Genomic DNA, 14,338 nt, shown 5'->3' with positions numbered 1-14,338 from the left:
AATAGATATGAGCTACGCGATCTGGGTCCTCTTCGGCTCCTTCGTCATCTTCATGGCCATGGGCGTGCCCATTGCCTTTGCCATCGGCTCCGCGGCGACGCTGACCTTCCTGCTGTTCATGGGGGTCGAGCAATCGGTCTTTATCGTCGCCCAGCAGATGGCCTCGGGGCTCGACAGCTTCACGCTGCTGGCCATCCCCTTCTTCATCCTCGCCGGCAACATCATGAACCATGGCGGCATCGCCATGCGGCTGATCAATTTCGCCAAGGTGCTGGCCGGCCGGCTGCCCGGCGCGCTGGCGCATTGCAACGTGCTGGCCAACATGATGTTCGGCTCGATTTCCGGCTCTGCCGTGGCCTCGGCGGCGGCGGTCGGCGGCGTGATGGCGCCGCTGCAAGACCGCGAAGGCTATGACCGCAGCTTCTCGGCGGCAGTCAATATCGCCTCCTGCCCGACCGGCCTGTTGATCCCGCCCTCGGCGACGCTGATCGTCTATTCGCTGATCACCGGCGGCACCTCGATCGCGGCGCTGTTTGTCGCCGGCTACCTGCCCGGCCTGCTGATGGGCCTCGGCATCATGATCGTCGCCGGCATCATCGCCAAGCGGCGCGGCTACCCGGTCTCGCCTCGCCCCTCGCTGAACGAATTCTGGGTGGCGGCGCGCGACGCGGTGCTGCCGCTTGGGCTGATCGTCGTCATCATGGGCGGCATCATCTCGGGCGTCTTCACCGCAACCGAGGCCTCGGCCGCGGCGGTGATCTATGCGCTGGTGCTGGCGCTGGTCTGGTATCGCGAGATTTCGCTGCGCGACCTGCCGCGCATCATCATCGAGAGCGCCGTCACCACCTCGGTGGTGCTGCTGATGATCGGCGCCTCGATCGCGATGAGCCGGGCCATGGCCTTTGGCATGATCCCCAACACCATCTCCGAGGTGCTGCTCAATCTGTCCGACAACCCGCTGATGATCCTGCTGGCGATCAACATCACCCTGCTGCTGATCGGCACCTTCATGGACATGACACCGGCGCTTCTGATCTTTACGCCGATCTTCCTGCCGGTGGTGGGCGATCTGGGCATGGATCCGGTGCATTTCGGCATCGTCATGACCTTCAACCTCTGCATCGGCATCTGCACCCCGCCGGTCGGATCGGCGCTGTTTGTCGGCTGTTCGGTCGGCGGCACCTCGATCGCCAAGGTGATCAAACCGCTGCTGCCGCTCTATGCGGTGCTTGTCTCGCTGCTGCTCGTGGTCACCTATGTCCCCGAGATCAGCCTCTTCCTGCCCCGCCTGCTTCTGGGATACGGCCTATGAAAACGCTTCGCGACTGGTCCCTTCACACCCGCCACGCCGCCGGGGCCGATCTTTTGGTCGAGGGCCGGCACCTGCTGTCGATCCGGGTGCTGGAGCATGACCTGATCCGGGTGTCGCTGAAGAAGGACGGCACCTGGCGGCTCGACCGGACCTGGTGCGTCGCGCCGGGGGGCGAGATGCCCTGGCAGGGGCGCAGCCGCGACGAGCTCACGGGTTTTGCCTGCCCCGCGGCAAAGATCACCGACGGCGAGACGCTGGTGATCGAAACCGATGTGCTGCGCCTCACGGTCTCGCAGCCGCTGCACCTGGCCTGGGCGGCACGGATCGACGGTGAATGGGTGCCCTTTGTCGAGGAACGCCCCACCGGCGGCGCCCTGCTCGGCACCCGCGATCACCGGCACGAACATTTCCTGCGGCGCTATCCCGAGGACCGGGTTTATGGCCTTGGCGAAAAGACCGGCGATCTGGAACGCAGCGGCCGCCGTTTCGAGATGCGCAATCTCGATGCCATGGGCTATGACGCCGAAAAGACCGATCCGCTCTACAAGCATGTGCCCTTTACGCTGACCCAGACCGAGCGCGCCGGGGCCTGGTCGATCTTTTACGACAACCTGGCCTCCTGCTGGTTCGACATCGGCAACGAGCTCGACAATTACCACCTGCCGTATCGCGCCTACCGGGCCGAGGATGGCGATCTCGATTACTATGTCCGCTGGGCGCCGCAACTGCTCGATCTGGTCAAGGGCCAGACCCGGCTGACCGGCGGCACCGCCTTTCCACCGCGCTGGACGCTGGGCTATTCCGGCTCGACCATGAGCTATACCGACGCGCCCGACGCGCAGGCGCAGCTTGAGGGTTTTCTCGCCCGTATTGCCGAGCACGACATTCCCTGCGACAGCTTCCAGATGTCCTCGGGCTACACCTCGATTGGCCCGAAACGCTATGTCTTCAACTGGAATCATGACAAGGTGCCCGACATCGCCGGCATGACCACGCGCTTTGCCGAGGCCGGTGTACACCTGATCGCCAATATCAAGCCCTGCCTGTTGCAGGACCACCCGCGTTATGACGAGGTGGCCGGGGCCGGGCTCTTCATCCGCGACAGCGAGGACCACGACAAACCCGAACGCTCGATCTTCTGGGACGACGAAGGCGCGCACCTCGATTTCACCAACCCGGATGCGGTGGCCTGGTGGCAGGAGGGCGTGACGACGCAACTGCTCGATCATGGCATCGGCTCGACCTGGAACGACAACAACGAATACGAGATCTGGGATCACCACGCCCGCTGCGCCGGCTTTGGCGATCCGGTCGATGTCGGGCTGATCCGGCCGCTGATGCCGATCCTGATGAGCCGCGCCTCTGAAGAGGCGCAGCGCAGACATGCGCCGGGCAAGCGGCCCTACCTGATCTCGCGCTCCGGCGCGCCGGGGCTCCAACGCCATGCCCAGACCTGGTCGGGCGACAACCGCACCGACTGGAAGACAATCCGTTTCAATACCCGCACCGGTCTCGGGATGAGCCTCTCGGGGTTCTACAACATCGGCCATGACGTCGGCGGCTTTTCCGGCCCCAAGCCCGGGCCCGAACTCTTTGTCCGCTGGGTGCAGAACGGCATCTTCCATCCGCGCTTCACCATCCATTCCTGGAACGACGACGGCACCGTCAACGAGCCCTGGATGTACCCCGAGGTGTTGCCGCAGATTCGCGCGGCCCTGGCGCTGCGCTACCGGCTGCTGCCTTATCTCTACACCTGCCTGTGGCAGGCGGCGGACGCCGACGAACCGATACTGCGGCCGCTGTTCCTCGATTTCCCGGAAGATCCGGCCTGCTGGCAGGAGCGTGACGAATTCATGCTCGGCCGCGATCTTCTGGTCGCCAATGTGATGGACGCGGGCGCCGAGACGCGGGTGGTGCAGCTCCCCCAGAACGCCACCGGCTGGTGGGATTTCCACAGCGGCGCCTATCACGCCCCCGGCACCCGGCTCGAGCTGCCGGTCGACCTGGGCAGCATGCCGCTGTTTGTCCGCGCCGGTGCGGTGTTGCCGGTCTCTGCGGGCGCGATGCGCGCCGATCCCTCCGCCGATCAGGCGCGCGACCTGCTGCTGTTCCCCGCCCCGGGCGAGGCCAGCGAGGTATCGCTGTTTTACGAGGACGATGGCATCAGCGAAGCCCCCGAACACAGCCTGCTGAGATTCACCCTTGCGAGCACCGACAGTCATGTCACGCTCGACTGGCAGCAGGCGGGCAGCGCCGCGCCGATCCTGCCGAGCGCGCGGGTGATCCTGCCCGCCGGCGAAACCCGTGGCTTGCGTGCCGGGGGCCGGGACATCGCATCGCATGACGAGGTAGAGCTATGACCGATCTGGAGATCACCCATGAGGCGCCCGCTTATGACCGCGCGGCGCTGAAACCGCGCATCCTGCATCTCGGCTTCGGCGCCTTTGGCCGGGCGCATCCGATGTGGGTGCTCGACCGGGGACTCGACGCCACGGGCGGCGATTGGGGCGTGGTGGCCGCGCGGCTGCATTCGGGGGCCGAGGCACTCTCGGCGCTGGACCGGGCCGAGGGCCGCTATCATGTCGCCGCCGCCGATGGCGAAAGCGCCCGGGTGCGCAGGATCGGCTGCGTGATCGCCAGCCTGCATCCGCGCCGCGACGGGCCGGAGGCGCTGCTCGATCTGATCGCCTCGGGCGGGCTCGAGGTGGTGCTGCTGACGGTGACCGAAAAGGGCTATTGCCAGGCCGGCGGCCGGCTGGACACCAGCCGCGACGACATCAAGGCCGACCTTTCCGGGGATAGCGCACCCAGCACCGCCATCGGTGTCCTGGCCGAGGGGCTGCGTCGCCGCCGCACCGGCGGCGCCAGACCAATCACCCTGGTCTCTTGCGACAACATGCCGGGCAATGGCGATATCCTGCGCCAGGTGGTGCTGGACTACGCCGCAGAGATCGACGCCGAACTGCCCGGCTGGATCGAGGCCAATGCCGCCTTCCCGAACTCCATGGTCGACCGCATCACCCCGGCGCTGGATGACGCGGGTCGGGCGCTGATCGAACAGGCGGCGGGCGGCGAGGACGCCAACGGCATCGTCACCGAGCCGTTCCTGCAATGGGTGCTCGAGGATCATTTCGCCGGCGCCCGCCCGCCTTTTGCCGAAGGCGGGGCCGAGCTGGTGGAGGATGTCACGCCCTACGAGGAAATGAAGCTGCGCATGCTGAATGGCGCGCATAGTTTCCTCGCCCACGCCGGGCGGCTGGCGGGCCATGAGACCGTGGCAGAGGCCACCGGCGACGCGGTGCTGCGACAGGCGGCGCTGAAACTGATGCTCGACGAACAGGCCGCGACGCTCGACATGCCCGAGGGCGTCGATCTGCCCGGCTATGCCGAGGCGCTGATCGCGCGGTTCGCCAACACGCGGCTGCGCCACCGGCTCGACCAGATCGCCCAGGACACCAGCCAGAAGATGCCGCAGCGGCTGTTCGCACCGGCCAGCCGGAACGCCGCCGCCGGGCGGCCCTGGCCGCTCACCGCGCTGGCGATCGCCAGCTGGATCGCCGCGCTGCGCGATCTGCCCCCGGTGGCCGACCCGCGCCAGGACGCCCTGCGCGCCGCTGCTGCCGGCGCCGATCCGGTCGCTGACGTGCTCGGCCTCGATGGGCCGACCGACCTGTCGGAAACATTGACCCCCGCCGTGCAAACTGCGTTTGACGCCATCACCAGCCAGGGCATCATCGGCGCCCTGAAGGAGGCCCTGTGACCCGTTTCCTGAACGACGATTTCCTGCTCGACACCGCCGAGGCGCGGCACCTGTTCCACGAGGTGGCCCGCGACCTGCCGATCATCGACTACCACAACCACCTGCCCCCGGCCGAGATCGCCAAGGACCAGCGCTGGGACGAGCTTGGCACGCTCTGGCTTGGCCATGATCACTACAAATGGCGGCTGATGCGCTGGGCCGGGGTCGAGGAACGGCTGATCACCGGCGACGCCGACCCCCGCGACAAGTTCAATGCCTTCGCCCGCGTCATGCCCAAGCTGGTCGCCAACCCGGTGCACCATTGGTCGCATCTCGAGCTCTGGCGCTACTTCGGGCTCGACGGCACCGTGCTGAGCACCGAGACGGCCGACCGGATCTGGGACGCCGCCAAGGAGCGGCTGGCAGAGCCGGGCTACGGCGCGCAGGGGCTGCTCAGCCAGATGAAGGTCGAACTGGTGGGCACCACCGACGATCCGCTCGACAGTCTCGAACATCACGCCGCGCTCAAGGACGCGCCCTGGCGCGTGGTGCCGACCTTCCGCCCCGATCCTGCGATGAAGATCGACGCGCCGGGCTTTGCCGCCTGGATCGCGCGGCTGGAAGAGCTGACCCACCCGATTGCCAGCTTCGACGACCTGATCGGCGCGCTGGAAAAACGACTCGATCATTTCGTGGCGCATGGCTGCCGCGCCGCCGACCACGGCATCGACCGGCTCGACGCCGGGCCGGAGGTGCCGGCGGCGGTGCTTGACGCGGCGCTGGATGCCGGGCGCACCGGGCGCGCGGTCTCGGGTGAGGATGCCGCCGCCTGGCGGGCGGCGCTGCTGGTGGCGCTGGGCCGGGCCTATGCCAAGCGCGATCTGGTGATGCAGCTGCATGTCAACGCCCTACGCTCCAACCGCACCCGTCTGCGCGAGAGCCTTGGCCCCGACGTCGGCGCCGACAGCCCGCGCGACGTCAGCCTGGCCGAGCCGCTCAACACCCTGCTCGACCGGCTCGACCGCGACGGCACGCTGCCGCGCTCCGTGCTCTACGGGCTCGACACCACCCGCAATGCCGCCATTGTCACCACTGCCGGCAACTTCCAGGACGGTTCGATCCCCGGCAAGATCCAGGCCGGCACCGCCTGGTGGTTCAACGACCAGCTCGATGGCATGGAGGACCAGATGCGCACCCTGGCGCAGATGGGGCTGATTTCGACCTTCCTCGGGATGCTGACCGACAGCCGCTCGTTCCTGTCCTTCCCGCGTCACGAATATTTCCGCCGGCTGTTCTGCCGCATCGTCGGCCGCTGGCAGGTCGAGGGCCATGTGCCCGATGATCAGGACGCGATGGACGAATTGGTGCGCGATGTCTGCTATCGCAACGCCCGCGACTGGTTTCTCTAGAAGACTGCGGGTGGCGGCCTATTGCAACAGGTCGGTCGCCACCTCCACATCCTCGAAGCGCAGCACCTCGATATCGCGCAGGTGAACCACACCCTCGCTATGCCAAGCCCGCAGGAGCGGCCCCTGACGGTCGAAACCATAGCTGCCATAGGCCCCCGGCAGCTCGGCCACGTCGCGCCCGGGCCCGCCATGCAGGAAATCGCCCCGCCCGGCGCTTACCAGCACGTCATCCCCGGCCCGCCCGATCAGCACATCCTCTTCGCTGGTGCCCTCCAGCCGGTCGGCCGCCTCGGTGCCCCGCCGCGTCACGCCCTGCAAGAAGGTGCCCGGCGCGCGTTGTTCCCACCAGCCGGGGGCGGTCTGGTTGAAGGCCATCAGCGCATCCCAGCGCGGGGTGCTGTCGTCGAGGTGGCGCAGGTTGCCCCAGCTGCCGAATTTCGACGGCTTGCCGATATCGACAAAGGCATTGAACAGCGTGCCGCCGACATCGCGCCAGGCGACGAGCAGATCGGCATAGAGCGCACCCATCTCGGGCGAATAGTTGAGCCGGTGGAAATAGGCGGTCAGGGTCTCATCCTCCTGCCAGGGGCCGTGACCGAGGATATGGGTGCCGCCCTCGTACATCACCAGCCGCATGTCCTGTTCTGCCGCGACCCGGGCGTGATAGGGCCAGAGCTCCTCGGTCAGCTCTTTCAGCGATCCGGCGCGCAGCCGGTCGATCACCGGCGCAATGGTGCCCTCGAACTGCCGCGCCCGCGCATATTCGCGCAGGGCAACCCGGCGCAGCCCTTCGGCCTCGCCCGCCGCGCGCGCCCGCGCCGCGGCATCGTCGAGCAGCGCCCTGATCTCGTGGCCCTCCTCCTCGCTGCCGATCATATGGCCGAAATAGCCCGAGACCGCATAGGCCTGAAACCGCCCGGCCGGGGCGGCATTGCCCTCCGCCTGCCAGAGCGGCGCGGCAAGCTGCGGCACCTCGAGTCCCGGCCAGCCGGTGTGCACCCCGATCACGTTGACCAGCCGCGCGGCAGCTTCGGCGCCGAAAACCCCGGTCCAGATATCCGCCACCTGCGCCGCCCGCATCCCGGCAAACTGCATCCAGCCATCGTCGCCGGCCGCTTCGCCCCAGCGGGCGCGGGCCTGTTCGTCGGCCCAGGCCGCCTGGGGAAAGTACCGGTTCCAGAGCTCGTTGGAATATTCGACATGGGCCTTGAGCCGTGGATCGAGCCCGCCGCGCACCGCCGTGGCATAGGCCCGGAGATAGCCGTCATCGGCCATATGCGGCATGGTGAACCAGGGATCGGCGCCCACCAGATTGGCCAGCGCCACCAGACGTTCGACCGGCACGCCGCGATGGAAATAGGAATAATCGCCAATCCGCGCACGGTCCTGCCAGGCCACCTTGGGCGAGCCGTTGGTGAACATCCAGTCCATGAAGCGCAGGGCGCGGAGATCCTTGATGCGGTCGATGAAATCCGGGTTGAACACCACCCCGGCCTCATCCAGCGGCAGATGCGCCTCGCGGATCACGCGGATGTTGCGGATGTAATCGCCGGTGCCGTTCGGATCGGTCGATCTGATCTGGACCGCAACCGTCCCCTCCCCCGGTTCATAAAGAAACCAGAGCGCGCGCGCCTCCTTCTGCTGCACCCGGGCGCGCCCGACGACGGTGACTTCGCCGCTGCCCTCCCATGTCACCCGGTAGCGGCCTTTCAGCGAGACCGCCTCGGGCGGCATATCGGTCAGCAGAAAGGCCTCGACCCGGTCGACACCCGCCGGCATCCGGGTCAGCCAGCCATGCGCATCCAACGCCCCCTGCGCCGCCATATCCTCGGCCGAGACACCGCCCCATTGCCCCGGCAGATGCCCGACCCAGTGCCGCGCGGTCTTCATCACGTCGATGAAGGGCTGTTGTGTGGACCAGTCGGCAATGCCGTTCAGCCCCACGGCCATCGACGGGTTGGCCAGTCCGACACCGGTCGAGGCCGGGGCGAACTGCGGCTGCGGCGCCACTTGCGCCGTGGCCGGCACGTCCTGCGGCGGGGCATCGAGGGCAGCGGCCCGGCGCGGCGCGGCAAATCCCTGCATTTCCTGCCAGATGTAATCCGCCGCGGCGCCATAGCTCTCTGCCAGCACCGGATGCACGTCCTCGGGCAGCTCGAGGACCGGCGGCGGCGCGTTGTAGAGCGCGGCATAGGTGATCATGGCGGCGATCAGATAGGTTGCCGGCGTGCCATGCGGGGCGTTGTCAGTATAGAGATCGGTCGGGCGCAGCTCCTGCAACGGGCCCTCGGTCAAGAGACCGGTCAGGATCGGCCCGACCGGGATCAGCCGCACATCGAGCGCGGGCAGTGCCGCGGCCACGGCGGCGTGATAATCGAGATACCAGTCGTGGTAATCGCCGGTGGTAAAGGCCTGATAGCGGCGATAGGCGCGCCGGGTGGGCGGGAAACGCTCCATCTCGGCCCATCCTTCATAAAGAAAGACCGTCGGCGACAACCCCTGATCGACCACCCAGGCGGCAAGCGCCACAGTGCCGCTGACCGGGCTGCGGCCGTCGCTGTGATCGCCGTCATACGGCTCTGACGGGCCCTTGTACTGGATAAAGTTCTCGGGATTTATCAACAGGGTATCAATCCGCGCATCGCCAAATGCGCGGCCGGGCTCATAGCTGGGCGTGACTCCCGGAAACCCCCATTCCGGCAGCGGCGGCAGCTTGTCGGGGAATTGCCCGCCAAAGGCATATTGCCCACTGAGCGCCAGCTCGCGCCCCGCTGCCCCGGCCATCCGCGCCAGCCACCAGGGCACGGCGGTGCCCTCCGATGCGGTGGGATGATTGATCAGCGAATTGCCCCAGACATAGGCCCTGACCGAGCGCTCCTCCTGCGCTGGAGCCGCGCCGGCAAATCCGAGCCCCAGACACAGGGCCATCCAGACCGTTCTCAACATGAAACATACCTCCGAATCCCGTCCCACCATTCTTGTGAATGTTATGGCGAGAATTTGACAGGCTGTCTCACGATTGCGCGGGCCGGCTCAGACCGAGACATGCTCCAGCAGCACTTCGCGCTCGGCGCTGGCGCGGTCCCGCTCGAGCACCACCTCGCCGCGTTTCAGCACCACGAAATGATCGCCGAGACCATAGGCGAAGTCAAAGAACTGCTCGACCAGCACAATCGCCATCTCGCCCTTGCCGCGCAGGTATTTGATCACCTCGCCGATTTGCTGGATGATGTTGGGCTGGATGCCCTCGGTCGGTTCGTCGAGCAAGAGCAGCTTGGGCTTGGTGATCAGCGCGCGGGCAATCGCCAGCTGCTGCTGCTGACCCCCCGAGAGATCGCCGCCCCGGCGGGCGCGCATCTGCTTGAGCACCGGGAAAAGCTCGAAGATCTCGTCGGGCACAAAATGCTCGGAGCGGGGCAGGCAGGCATACCCGGTTTCGAGGTTCTCCATCACCGTCATCAGCGGAAAGATGTCGCGGCCCTGCGGCACATACCCCACGCCTTTCTGCGCCAGCACATGCGCCGGCGCCGGCGGGATCACCTCGCCGTCGATCGACAGGTCGCCGCCGGCGCGGGGATGGCTGCCGGAGATCGCCTTGAGCAGGCTGGTCTTGCCGACGCCATTGGTGCCCATGACACAGGTCACCTCGCCGGCCCGCGCCTGCATCGAGATGCCGTGCAGGATCTGGCTGTGGCCGTATTTCAACGTCAGGTCGCGGGTTTCCAGCATCGGCTTACCGTCCGAGATAGACATCGATGACCTCCTTGTTGTTGGTCACGTGGTCGAGCGAACCTTCGGCCAGCACCGAGCCTTCGTTCAGCACCGTAACCTTGCAGTTCAGGCGGCGGACAAATTCCATGTCGTGCTCGACCACCACCACCGCGTGTTTCCGGGCCGCCTCGACCAGCATCGTCGTGGTCTTTTCGCGTTCCGCCGGGGTCATCCCCGCCGCCGGTTCATCCACCAGAAGCAGGCGCGGATCCTGCGCCAGCAGCATGCCGATCTCGAGCCATTGCTTCTGGCCGTGGCTGAGCTCGCCCGAGAGCCGGGTCAGCTCCTCGGTCAGCCCGATCAGCTCGGCGATCTCCTCGATCCGTTCGGCGCCGCGTTTCGATTTGCGATAGAACAGCACGTCGAAGGGGCCACGCTTGTTGGCCAGCGCCATGGCGAGGTTCTCGCGCACGGTCTGAGCCTCAAACACCGTGGGTTTCTGGAACTTGCGCCCCACCCCGGCCCGCGCGATCTGGCTTTCGCTCATCTTCAGAAGCGAGACGGACTTTTCGCCGAAGAGCACGCGGCCCTCGTCCGGCCGGGTCTTGCCGGTGATGATGTCCATGAAGGTGGTCTTGCCGGCACCGTTCGGGCCGATGATGGCGCGCAGCTCCGGCTCGCCGATCTGGAAGCTCAGGTTGTTGATCGCCTTGAAGCCGTCGAAGCTGACCGAGACCCCTGACATTTCGAGCAGCGTTGTCATGGCTTGCCCTCCTCCTTGCGTCGTGCGCCGCCGTCGGGTCCGTAATCGCCCACACGGTCGGGGATCGGATGGCGGATGGTGATGTAATCGAAGAGGCCGCCGATGCCCTTGGGGAAGAACAGGGTGACGGCGACGAACGACAGGCCCAGCAGCACCAGCCACCAGTCGGTCCACTGGATGGTGTAGAAGCCCAGCGGAATGGCCGGCGCGCCGCCGCCGGTGAACCAGCTCGACAGCAGCGAGACGAAGGCGGCGCCGATCACCGCGCCGTAGAGCCGGCCGCGGCCGCCGATCGCCACCCAGACCGCGAGGTAGATCGAGGCGATGGGCGCGATCTCGGCCGGGTTGATGATGCCGGCCTGCGGGTAATACAGCGCCCCGGCAATGCCCGCGACAATGGCGGTCAGGGTAAAGACAAAGAGCTTGTAGCTCTCGACATGGTAGCCGAGAAAGCGGACCCGCGCCTCGTTGTCGCGGATCGCGCGGATCACGCTGCCCATCTTGCCGTCGACCACGACGGCAAAGAGCAGGTAGCCCAGCCCCAAAGCCAGCGCCGAGCCCCAGAAGAAGGCCATCGAGATCATCGCCTGCGGCGTGTCCTCGAAGCCGGGGATGTTTTGCAGGCCGGAGAGGCCGTTGTTGCCCCTGAGCCCGGTGTCGTTCTGAAAGAGGTAGAGCGACAGCGCCAGGGTCATCGCCTGGGTCAGGATCGACAGGTAGACGCCGGTGACGCGGCTGCGGAAGGCGAGCCAGCCGAAGACCAGCGCCAGAAGGCCGGGGACGAGGATGACGGCGATGAGTTGCAGCGGCAGGGAATGCGCGAAACTCCACAGGCCCGGCAGTTCCGAGGCGCCGACCACGCCGAAGATCTGGCCGGCGATAGCGTCGGAAATCTCCTGGGGCGTCGGCGGCAGGGCGCCGGCTTGCAGGCTTTCGAGCACGATGCCCTCGGTGCGGGCATACATCAGCCACATGCCGATGGCATAGCCGCCGATGCCGAAGAAGGCGAAATGGCCAAGCGAGAGGATGCCGCAATAGCCCCAGACCACGTCCATGGCGATGGCGATGAGCGCGAGACAGAGGGTCTTGCCCAGGGTCTTGACGAAGCTGGTGGAGACAAAGCCCACGCCGGTGGCTTCGCTGAGCGCGGTGACCCCGAGGGTGAAAAGCGCCAATGCGGCGAGGAACCACATCACCGACGGGTTGCGGAAGAGGAAGGATCGGGTCATTGGGCTGCGCCTTTCATGTTGCGCCGCCTCTGGCGTCGCCGGGGGCGGGGGCTCTGCCCCCGTCCGCTTGCAGCGGACTCCCCCGCGGTATTTTCGGCAAGAGCAAGGACTGGATGGGTCATGGTCAGTCTCCTGCGGCGCGGCCCTTGAGGGCGACGATGCCCTTGGGACGGAACTGGATGAAGAGGATGATGAAGAGGATCATGTAGGTCTGGGCGGCGAGCGTGTTCGACGGGTTGAAGAACTCGATGCCCTTTTGCAGGAAGCCGATCAGCGTGGCGCCGGCGAGCGTGCCCCAGACATTGCCGACGCCGCCCACGACCACGGTCATGAAGCTCTGCACGATGTAATCGGCGCCCATTTCCGAGGTGACCTTGGCGTAAAGGCCGATGGCGACGCCGGCGATGCCGGCGATGCCCGAGCCGAGGCCGAAGGTCAACATGTTGATCCGGTCGGGATTGATGCCCATCGACGACGCCATGCGCGGATTCTGCGTCACGGCGCGCACTTCCAGCCCGAGGCGGGTCTTCTTGAGGATGAAGAGCAGCAGACCGAGGAACAACAGCGCCAGCACGAAGATCGCGATGCGGATATAGGCGATCTGCACCACGTCGTTGAGCACCCAGGCGCCATCGAGCCAACCCGGCGAGGTCAGCGGGCGGGCCTGGGTGCCGAAGATGTTCTTGGCCAGCTGTTGCAGGGCGATCGAGATGCCGAAGGTGGCCAGCAGGGTCTCGAGCGGGCGGTGGTAGAGCCAGCGGATCACCAGCCGCTCCATCGCGACGCCGGCGGCGAAGGTGACGGCGAAGGCCAGCGGCAGGGCGACCACCAGCGACAGGGTGTAATCGGGCACGAAGAGCTGGACCACATAGCCGGTATAGGCGCCCATCATGATGAATTCGCCATGCGCCATGTTGATCACCCCCATGACGCCGAAGGTGATGGCCAGGCCGATGGCGGCGAGGAAGTAGATCGAGGCCAGCGACACCGCATCCATCGTCAGATCGATGGTCTGGCCGACGCCGACGCGGGTGCGCACGGCGGCCAGCGTGTCCTCGGCGGCCCCGGTGATCGCCGGGTCGGTCTCTTCGTAGCTGTCGAAGAAGACATGCGCCGCGAGGGTGGCGTCGATGTCCGCTTCGGTGACCTGTTGCGGCACCGTGCCTTCGGCGGCCAGAGCGGCATAGGCCCTGGCGCGGGCCTCGGCAGTGCCGAGTTGGCCGAGCGGGATGCCGCCGACCCGGCCTCCGGTGATGTTGGCTTCGAGCGCGGCGCGGACCGCGCCGGCATCAACCAGCGGCGGGGCGAGATCGGCATCGACCAGGGCGGCATAGGCGGTGTCGCGGTCGATGCCCTCGCCCGGCGTCAGCACGCGGGCGATATTGCTGTCGCCGGGCAGGGATTGCGCCGCGGCGAAACGCGTGGCGAGGATCTGGTTGAGCACCGCGCGGCCTTCGACGCTGAGGTCGTCGGACAGGGCGCGGATGGCCGTGATCCGGGCTTCGGAGGTGTCGCCGAAACGAGCGGTGAGATAGGTGGCGAGCCGCGCCTTGCGGCTGCGCAGGCCGGCGTCGGTCTCGCCCTCGATCGAGGCGGTCAGCGCGGCGAGCTGCGAGGGATCGGGATTGCGCGAGATCGCGTCGAGCGCGTCGCGGCGGCGGGTGATGTCGGGATCGGAGAGCTGGAACTGCACCAATGCCGCGCCGATCTCACGCCGGACACCGCCGTTGGGCTTGATGTTCTTCAGGCCGTCGCCGTCCACCTCGGCCAGGACGTCACCGCTGTCGATGTCGGTCAGGGCATAGGCGTCACCGGTTTCCTCGGCATAGAAGAACACCCCGTCCGCCTCGCGCTGCCAGACCTCCTTATCGGCGTAGCGGTTCAGGAAGACCGGCACCTGCGGCAGGCCGGAGGCCGTGAGCGCATCGAGCACCGTGCCAATGGTTCGGCGCGACGGTTTAGCGACTAGTGGCGCATGCTCTTGCAGGATCGCTTGCAGGGCGGCGTCGGTGGTGGACGATTGTGAGGAGTTCGGGGCCTGGTCCTGCGCCGCTGCCATCAGGGGCAGGCACAGAAGGGTCAGGCACGCGAAAAGAACGCGGTGCATATTCAGGGGCCTGTTCTGTCGAGGAGAGCGGGGGCGCGGCACGATGGCCACGCCCCTCGGGAGGTCAG

9 protein-coding genes are annotated in these 14,338 nt (G+C 66.9%); 4 read left to right on the top strand and 5 right to left on the bottom strand.

The annotated features are described in order from the left end of the window. Positions 1-7: 7 nt before the first annotated feature. The 4 genes from AC0J5K_RS00230 to uxaC are packed head-to-tail and all read left to right on the top strand — an operon-like array spanning position 8 to position 6,460. Positions 8-1,312 carry a TRAP transporter large permease gene (locus tag AC0J5K_RS00230; RefSeq protein ID WP_274562092.1) on the top strand — a complete coding sequence of 435 codons (1,305 nt, stop codon included), beginning with the start codon at positions 8-10 and terminating at the stop codon, positions 1,310-1,312. Continuing rightward, positions 1,309-3,672, top strand: coding sequence for a TIM-barrel domain-containing protein (locus AC0J5K_RS00225; RefSeq protein WP_274562090.1), 2,364 nt, complete (start codon positions 1,309-1,311; stop codon positions 3,670-3,672). Before AC0J5K_RS00230 ends, AC0J5K_RS00225 begins: the two co-directional genes overlap by 4 nt. Next, complete coding sequence (locus AC0J5K_RS00220) at positions 3,669-5,072, top strand: mannitol dehydrogenase family protein (protein WP_274562089.1); 1,404 nt, start codon at positions 3,669-3,671, stop codon at positions 5,070-5,072. The genes AC0J5K_RS00225 and AC0J5K_RS00220 overlap by 4 nt, the downstream gene beginning before the upstream one ends. After that, entirely contained in the window at positions 5,069-6,460 is a 1,392-nt protein-coding gene (gene uxaC, locus AC0J5K_RS00215; protein ID WP_274562087.1) for a glucuronate isomerase, read from the top strand. Before AC0J5K_RS00220 ends, uxaC begins: the two co-directional genes overlap by 4 nt. Positions 6,461-6,478: 18 nt before the next feature. On the opposite strand, the gene AC0J5K_RS00210 is transcribed toward uxaC, so the two are convergent. The 5 genes from AC0J5K_RS00210 to urtB form a co-directional block, all read right to left on the bottom strand. Further along, entirely contained in the window at positions 6,479-9,406 is a 2,928-nt protein-coding gene (locus tag AC0J5K_RS00210) for a calcium-binding protein (RefSeq protein WP_274562086.1), read from the bottom strand. A gap of 87 nt (positions 9,407-9,493) precedes the next feature. Then, positions 9,494-10,189: an urea ABC transporter ATP-binding subunit UrtE gene (gene urtE / locus AC0J5K_RS00205; protein ID WP_274562192.1), complete on the bottom strand. Its 696-nt coding sequence runs from the start codon at positions 10,187-10,189 to the stop codon at positions 9,494-9,496. A gap of 4 nt (positions 10,190-10,193) precedes the next feature. Further along, entirely contained in the window at positions 10,194-10,934 is a 741-nt protein-coding gene (urtD, locus tag AC0J5K_RS00200) for an urea ABC transporter ATP-binding protein UrtD (RefSeq protein ID WP_048528944.1), read from the bottom strand. Then, a complete protein-coding gene (gene urtC / locus AC0J5K_RS00195) occupies positions 10,931-12,163 on the bottom strand; it encodes an urea ABC transporter permease subunit UrtC (protein ID WP_074836574.1) in 1,233 nt (410 codons plus the stop codon). The genes urtD and urtC overlap by 4 nt, the downstream gene beginning before the upstream one ends. 124 nt (positions 12,164-12,287) lie before the next feature. Then, positions 12,288-14,270 (bottom strand): urea ABC transporter permease subunit UrtB, encoded by a 1,983-nt coding sequence (gene urtB, locus AC0J5K_RS00190; RefSeq protein ID WP_274562083.1) that lies wholly within the window; start codon positions 14,268-14,270, stop codon positions 12,288-12,290. Positions 14,271-14,338 lie beyond the last annotated feature (68 nt).

This window comes from Marinovum sp. E3 (assembly GCF_055755275.1).
The sequence above is the reverse complement of the archived record's forward strand: the minus strand, read 5'-3'. Positions and strand labels throughout refer to the sequence as shown.

Bases quoted from the DNA above. Each gene is read 5' to 3' on its own strand.
- urtE (WP_274562192.1), bottom strand. From the start codon at position 10,189: ATGCTGGAAACCCGCGACCTGACGTTGAAATACGGCCACAGCCAGATC.
- AC0J5K_RS00230 (WP_274562092.1), top strand. From the start codon at position 8: ATGAGCTACGCGATCTGGGTCCTCTTCGGCTCCTTCGTCATCTTCATG.
- AC0J5K_RS00225 (WP_274562090.1), top strand. From the start codon at position 1,309: ATGAAAACGCTTCGCGACTGGTCCCTTCACACCCGCCACGCCGCCGGG.
- urtB (WP_274562083.1), bottom strand. From the start codon at position 14,270: ATGCACCGCGTTCTTTTCGCGTGCCTGACCCTTCTGTGCCTGCCCCTG.
- urtD (WP_048528944.1), bottom strand. From the start codon at position 10,934: ATGACAACGCTGCTCGAAATGTCAGGGGTCTCGGTCAGCTTCGACGGC.
- urtC (WP_074836574.1), bottom strand. From the start codon at position 12,163: ATGACCCGATCCTTCCTCTTCCGCAACCCGTCGGTGATGTGGTTCCTC.
- AC0J5K_RS00220 (WP_274562089.1), top strand. From the start codon at position 3,669: ATGACCGATCTGGAGATCACCCATGAGGCGCCCGCTTATGACCGCGCG.
- AC0J5K_RS00210 (WP_274562086.1), bottom strand. From the start codon at position 9,406: ATGTTGAGAACGGTCTGGATGGCCCTGTGTCTGGGGCTCGGATTTGCC.